The organism is Candidatus Allofournierella merdipullorum (genome assembly GCF_048426865.1).
In the GTDB taxonomy this organism is placed as follows: domain Bacteria; phylum Bacillota; class Clostridia; order Oscillospirales; family Ruminococcaceae; genus Allofournierella_A; species Allofournierella_A merdipullorum.
The window spans coordinates 1-6,621 of record NZ_DBFNWJ010000042.1 but is presented as its reverse complement, the minus strand read 5'-3'; the positions used below and the strand labels follow the sequence as shown (position 1 = coordinate 6,621).

The window sequence follows — 6,621 nt, the reverse complement described above, 5'->3', positions numbered from 1 at the left end:
TTAGACAGTTAAAATCGCGGGCGGGCCGGCTGGTTGGGGGCGCCCCGGCTCTCCTGCCGTGTTCGGTTTACCAGAGGCTCATCACCTGATGGTACATGTCAATGTAGGAGTGGGCGGAGACGTTCCAGCTGAAGTCGCACTGCATGGCGCGGCGCACCAGCACCGGCCAGCCGTCCTTGTGCCAATAGCCTTCCTTCGCACGCCAGCAGGCCTCGTAGAGGTCGTGGGCGTTGTACTGCTGGAAGGTGAAGCCGTTGCCCCAGCCGTCGCCGGAGTCGTGGATGGAGTCCTTCAGGCCGCCGGTCTCGCGCACCACGGGGATGGTGCCGTAGCGGCAGGCCACCATCTGGGCCAGACCGCAGGGCTCCGACTTGGAGGGCATCAGGAAGATGTCCGCGCCGGCGTAGATCTGCCGGGCCAGCGGGGGCACAAAGCCGATGTACACGCCCACGCGGCCGGGATGACGGGCGGCCAGGTCGCCAAAAAAGGCTTCGTAGGCGTGCTCGCCGTTGCCCAAGATCACCAGCTCGATGCCCTGGTCGATGAGGCCCTCGGCCACGTCACGCACCAGGTCCACGCCCTTGTGGCCCACCAGTCGGGTGACCATGGCCATCACGGGGCTGCCGTCCTGCGCCAGGCCGAACTGCTCCTGCAGGCGGCGCTTGCACTCCGCCTTGCCCTCAGCGAAGGTGTCGGCGTTGTAGTGGGCGGGGATGTTGGGGTCGGTCTCGGGGTTGTAGCTGTCCACGTCGATGCCGTTGAGAATGCCGCACAGCTTATACTGCTTCTGGCGCAGCAGGCCGTCCAGCCCGTGGCTGAACCAGGGGTCGAGAATTTCACCGGCGTAGGTGGGGCTGACGGTGCTCACCTTGTCGCTGGTCTCGATGGCACCCTTCATGAAGTTGGCGCAGCCGTCGTACTCCACCAGATGGGCGTCCCGCCGGCCAATGCCGCAGGTGTCCTCCAGAATGTCCAGGCCGTATTTGCCCTGGTACTGGATGTTGTGGATGGTGAACACAGTCTTGATGTGGCTGTATTTATCCAGGTGGCGGTAGTAGAGGTTCAGATACACCGGCACCAGCGCGGTCTGCCAGTCGTTGGCGTTGATGACGTCGGGGGTGAAGTCGGTGTAGAACAGCATCTCCAGCACCGCGCGGCTGAAGAAGGCGAAGCGCTCGCCGTCATCATAAAAGCCGTAAAGGCCGGTGCGCTTGAAGTAATACTCGTTGTCCAGGAAGTAGAAGGTCACGCCGTCCCGCTTGGCGCTGAACAGTCCGCAATACTGGCTGCGCCAGCCCACAGGCACGCTGAAGTTGGTGATGTATTCCAGTTCGTCCCGGTATTTCAGATCGCCGTACAGCGGCATGACCACCCGGCAGTCCACACCGTTTTGCACCAGCGCCTTGGGCAGGCTGCCGGCCACGTCGCCAAGACCGCCGGAGGCGGCCCAGGGGTTGGCCTCGCTCGCGCAGAATAAAACGTTCATAAGTTTCCTCCTTGTGTTATGGGGAGGGAGCGGGGGCCCTGTGCAGGGCCCCCGCCCCTGGGGAGAGAGTCAGAGGGCTTTCGCCCTCCTTTGGCATTATACGGTGCGGTTTTTCGCCACATACACCGGGAAGGTCTCGCTGCCGGTGAGGGATTTGTCGGTGGTGATCTTCACGTTCTTGTCGGTGACCACATACTCCACATGGGCGCCGGGCTCCACGATGGTGTTCTGCATCAGCACGCAGTTCTTCACCTTCGCGCCCTTCTTCACCTTGACGCCGCGGAACAGCACGCAGTTCTCCACATCGCCCTCGATGATGCAGCCGTCGGCCACCACGCTGTTCTTCACGTGGCTGTCCATGGCGTAGCGGGTGGGGGCGTTGTCGTGCACCTTGGTGTAAACGGGCAGCTCCGCCGGGAACAGGGCGTCCAGATTGGCGGGATCCAGCAGACGCATGTTCTCCTCAAAATAAGTCTCGCTGTCGGCGATGCGGGCGGTGTAGCCGGTGTACTCGTAGCTCTGGACGTTCAGCAGCTCCAGGTTGCGGGCCAGAATGTCCTTCTCAAAGTAGACAAGGCCGCGGATGGTGGCGTCCTTCACCATGGTGATGAGGGCCTCGCGCTGGATGACGTACACGTTCATGGACAGGTTCTGCACGCCGGGACGGTAGTCGTTGGAGAGCAGCTCGGTGACGCGGCCGTTCTGGATGCGCAGGGTGTAGTTGTCGTCCTTCATGCCCAGAGGGATCTCGCGGCGCTCGTACATCACGGTCACGTCGGCGCCGGTGGCCACATGGGCCTCGATGAGCTTGTTCACATCGAAGTTGTAGGCGATGTTGGCGTCGCTCATCACCACGTATTCCTCTTTCTGGTTCTCCAGAAAGCCCACGATGCTGGCCAGGGCCTCCACGCGGCCGCGGTACATCTTCACGTTGGCCTCGGCGTAGGGGGGCACCAGGTTCAGGCCGCCCCGCTTGCGGGTGAGGTCCCACTCACGGCCGGAGCCCAGATGGTCCATCAGAGAGTGATAGTTCTGCTTGACGATGATGGAGATGTTGCTGATGCCCGCGTTGGCAAAGCTGGAAAGCACGAAATCGATCATGCGGTAACGCCCGCCGAAGGGGATGGAGGCCATCGTGCGATGGGTCACCATCTCGGGGATCAGGCTGTCGTGTGCGTTGGGGAAAATGATGCCCAGGGCATCCGTGTTGGACTTTACCATTGCTCCTCACCATCCTTTACGTCTTTGACCACCATGGCCTTGGGGCCCACCTTGGCGTTCTGGCCGATGGTGACGCCCTCGCCCACAACGGCGACGCCCCAGTTGTCCAGATTTTCCATGTCTTCGGGGCGCTCGCCCACCACCGCACCGCTCTTCACGGTCACGTTTTCGGCGATGATGGAGTAGCACACCTTGGCGCCCGGCTCGATGACGGCGCCGGGCATGATGATGGAGTCTTCCACCACGGCGCCCTCGCCCACCTTGACGCCGGCGAACAGCACGCTCTGCACCAGCTTGCCTTCCACCTTGCAGCCCTCGGTGATCATGGAGTTATCGATCTCGGCGCTGCCGCCCACCCACTGGCCGGGCATGCCGGAGTTGCGGGAGTAGATTTTCCACTCCTCGCTCCAGACGTCCAGCGGCATTTTGGGGTTCAGAAGGTCCATGTTGGCCTCCCACAGGCTGTCGATGGTGCCCACGTCCTTCCAGTAGCCCTCGAAGGGATAGGCCACCATCTTTTCCTTGCTGGCCAGCATGTTGGGGATGATGTTCTTGCCGAAATCGTTGTCGGAGGCGGGGTTGGCCTCGTCTTCGATGAGGAACTTGCGCAGTTTGTCCCAGGAGAAGACATAGATGCCCATGGAGGCCAGGTTGCTCTTGGGCTCCTTGGGTTTCTCCTCGAACTTGGTGATGGTGCCCTCGGCGTCGGCGGTCATGATGCCGAAGCGGCTGGCCTCCTCCCAGGGCACTTCCATCACGGCGATGGTGCAGTCGGCACCCTTCTCCTTGTGGTAGTCCAGCATTTTGGAGTAGTCCATCTTGTAAATGTGATCGCCGGAGAGGATGACCACATACTTGGGTTCATAGCGGTCGATGAAGTTGATGTTCTGATAGATGGCGTTGGCGGTGCCCTTGTACCAGTCAGAGCCGGTGGCCGTCTGGTAGGGGGGCAGCACATGGACGCCGCCGTACAGACGGTCCAGGTCCCAGGGCTGGCCGTTGCCGATGTACTCATTGAGCACCAGCGGCTGGTACTGGGTCAGGATGCCCACCGTGTCGATCCCCGAATTGACGCAGTTGGACAGCGGAAAATCGATGATGCGATATTTTCCGCCGAAGGGAACTGCGGGTTTTGCCAGCCGTTGTGTGAGGGCATACAGGCGTGAGCCCTGCCCGCCGGCCAGCAGCATAGCGATACATTCTTTCATACTACTTCTCCCCTTATCGGCAGCCAAAGGCCGCCGTTAGTGCGTGTTTTGCGATCCCCCAAAACGGCTTTCAGGCCTTTTCGGCGTCTTTGGCGGGTTTGGCCGCCTTTTTCGCCGCAGTCCTTTTGGCCGCAGGTTTCTTTTCCGCCGCCTTCTTGGCGGGCTTTTTTGCCGCAGGCTTCGGCTCCTTCGCCTCGGGCACCGAGAAATAGACGGTGCTCAGCGGCGGCAGCGTGACGGTGATGCTCTGGTCAAAGCCGTGCATGGGCTTTTTGCGGCTGCGCAGGGGCTTGTTGTGCACCCCGCCGCCGCCGTAGGCCTCGTCGTCGCTGGAGAGCAGCTCCTTGTAGGTGCCGGCCACCGGCACGCCCATCTGATAGCCCTCCCGCAGGACGGGATTGAAATTGCAGACCACCATGACGGTTTTTCCCGCCGCATCGCGCCGCAAAAACGCGATGACCGACTGGGCGTTGTCGTCCGGCACGATCCACTGGAAGCCCTCCCAGCTGTAGTCCACCTGCCAGAAGGCCGGCAGGTCACGGTACAGATGGTTCAGGTCTTTCACATACTGGCTGAGCTGGCGGTGCCGGTCGTAGTCCAGCAGCATCCAGTCCAGAGCCTTGGCCTCGTTCCACTCGATGAACTGGCCGAACTCCTGCCCCATGAACAGCAGCTTTTTGCCCGGATGGGCCATCATGTAGCCGTAGAAGGTGCGCAGGTTGGCGAACTTCGCGTCGTAGTCGCCGGGCATCTTGTTGATGAGGCTGCACTTGCCGTGGACCACCTCGTCGTGGCTGATGGGCAGGATGAAGTTCTCGCTGAAGGCGTAGAAAAAGCTGAAGGTGACCTTGTTGTGGTTGCCGGAGCGGAAGAGCGGGTCGGTGCTCATGTAGCTGAGCATGTCGTTCATCCAGCCCATGTTCCACTTGAAGTTGAAGCCAAGGCCGCCGTCCTCCGCGGGCTTGGAGACCATCGGCCATGCGGTGGACTCCTCAGCGATCATCAGCTTGTGGGGGTGGCGGCCCAGCACGGTGCAGTTCAGCTTGCGCAAAAAGTCAATGGCCTCCAGGTTCTCCTTGCCGCCGTAGCGGTTTTGCTCCCACTCGCCGTCCCGGCGGTTGTAGTCCAGATACAGCATGCTGGCCACCGCGTCCACACGCAGGCCGTCCACGTGGAACTGCTCCACCCAGTACAGCGCGCTGGAGACCAGGAAGCTCTCCACCTCGGGCATGCCGTAGTTGAACACCATGGTGCCCCACTCTTTGTGCTCGCCACGGCGGGGATTGGGGTCCTCGTAGCAGGGCTCGCCGTCGAACATGTACAGGCCGAAGCCGTCCTTGGGGAAGTGGGCGGGCACCCAGTCCATAATGACGCCCAGACCCGCCTGGTGGCACTTGTCCACAAAGTTCATAAAGTCCTTGGGGGTGCCATAGCGGCTGGTGGGGGCGAAGTAGCCGGTGACCTGGTAGCCCCAGCTGCCGTCGTAGGGATATTCGGTGATGGGCAGCAGCTCCACATGGGTGTAGCCCATCTCTTTTAAGTACGGGATCAGCTCGTCGGCCAGCTCGGAGTAGTTGTAGGGGTCGCCATTCTCCTTCAGCCGCCAGCTGCCTGCATGCAGCTCGTAAATGTTCATGGGCGCGGTGAGAGGGTCGCGCTTTTTCTGCTGCGCTTCCCACTCGCCGTCGTTCCACTCATAGCCCTCCAGCCGGTAGACCTTGCTGGCGTTGGAGGGGCGGGTCTCGGCGTGGAAGGCGTACGGATCCGCCTTGAACACCAGCTCGTCCTGCCGGGTGGTAAGGCAGAACTTGTACACATCGTACTCACGGATGCCGGGGATAAACGCCTCCCAGATGCCCTCGTCCAGCTTGGCCATGGGGTGAGCGCCGGGCACCCAGCTGTTGAAATCGCCCACCACGCTGACAGCTTTGGCGTGGGGAGCCCAGACGCGGAACACCACGCCCTCTTCCCCGCCCTGGCAGTCAAAGTGGGCGCCGAAAAACCGATATGCCTCAAAGTTGTTTCCCTGCTTGAACAGGTATATGGGCAGATCGGCCGGATTATTCTGTTTCTTCACGGTGACTCCCTCCCTGTGGGCCTTACGCCTCACTTTCATCTATAATCTTACTCATTTTAGGGGTGGTTTTCAAGGGTTTTCTGTCATATACTGCTAAAAAAACAATTTTGTTTTTCCTTGTTTTATGCAGTTTTTACAGTGTTGTTGAATAATCCTTGGGTATTCACTATAGTTTTGAAAAACTGCTGATTTTTTTGCCGCATTTTAACATTCGGGCAGCAATAAATAACCCCCGGCCAAGCCGGGGGTTATTTACATGCGGGCATAGCCCTAGAATACTAGCATGCGCGTCACGTCGCGCAAGTACGGTCTGCCAGCCGCGAAAGTTCTGTTACTTGCCGCCCGTAAACGGGCGCTTTAGAAGTTCGGCATGGTCAGTTGCTCTCCTGCTTTGTCCTGCTCGTACTGTCGTTGGATGTACTCCTGTATCTTCTTTGCATTTTTCCCTGCCGTGTCCACATAGTACCCACGGCACCAGAATTCCCGGTTCCGGTATTTATATTTTAGCTCCGGAAACTTCTCGTACAGCATCAGGCTACTCTTTCCTTTTAGGTACCCCTTGAAACTTGCTACCGCTATCTTTGGCGGTATCTCGATCAGCATGTGGATGTGGTCCGGGCACACCTCCG

General features: G+C 60.2%; 4 protein-coding genes and 1 pseudogene. All 5 read right to left on the bottom strand.

Annotated elements, in window-relative coordinates:
* Positions 1-67: 67 nt before the first annotated feature.
* Complete coding sequence (locus ACMNAY_RS07110; protein ID WP_418718924.1) at positions 68-1,486, bottom strand: glycogen synthase; 1,419 nt, start codon at positions 1,484-1,486, stop codon at positions 68-70.
* Between the two features lie 96 nt (positions 1,487-1,582).
* Positions 1,583-2,707 (bottom strand): glucose-1-phosphate adenylyltransferase subunit GlgD, encoded by a 1,125-nt coding sequence (glgD, locus tag ACMNAY_RS07105; protein ID WP_418718923.1) that lies wholly within the window; start codon positions 2,705-2,707, stop codon positions 1,583-1,585.
* Entirely contained in the window at positions 2,701-3,915 is a 1,215-nt protein-coding gene (locus ACMNAY_RS07100; RefSeq protein WP_418718922.1) for a glucose-1-phosphate adenylyltransferase, read from the bottom strand. Before ACMNAY_RS07100 ends, glgD begins: the two co-directional genes overlap by 7 nt.
* Positions 3,916-3,985: 70 nt before the next feature.
* A complete protein-coding gene (gene glgB / locus ACMNAY_RS07095) occupies positions 3,986-6,031 on the bottom strand; it encodes a 1,4-alpha-glucan branching protein GlgB (RefSeq protein WP_418718921.1) in 2,046 nt (681 codons plus the stop codon).
* Between the two features lie 292 nt (positions 6,032-6,323).
* A pseudogene (tnpA, locus tag ACMNAY_RS07090) lies at positions 6,324-6,621 on the bottom strand (IS200/IS605 family transposase); the annotation flags it as partial.

Coding starts and splice junctions, on each gene's coding strand:
- glgB (WP_418718921.1), bottom strand. CDS start 6,031: ATGAAAGTGAGGCGTAAGGCCCACAGGGAGGGAGTCACCGTGAAGAAA.
- ACMNAY_RS07100 (WP_418718922.1), bottom strand. CDS start 3,915: ATGAAAGAATGTATCGCTATGCTGCTGGCCGGCGGGCAGGGCTCACGC.
- glgD (WP_418718923.1), bottom strand. CDS start 2,707: ATGGTAAAGTCCAACACGGATGCCCTGGGCATCATTTTCCCCAACGCA.
- ACMNAY_RS07110 (WP_418718924.1), bottom strand. CDS start 1,486: ATGAACGTTTTATTCTGCGCGAGCGAGGCCAACCCCTGGGCCGCCTCC.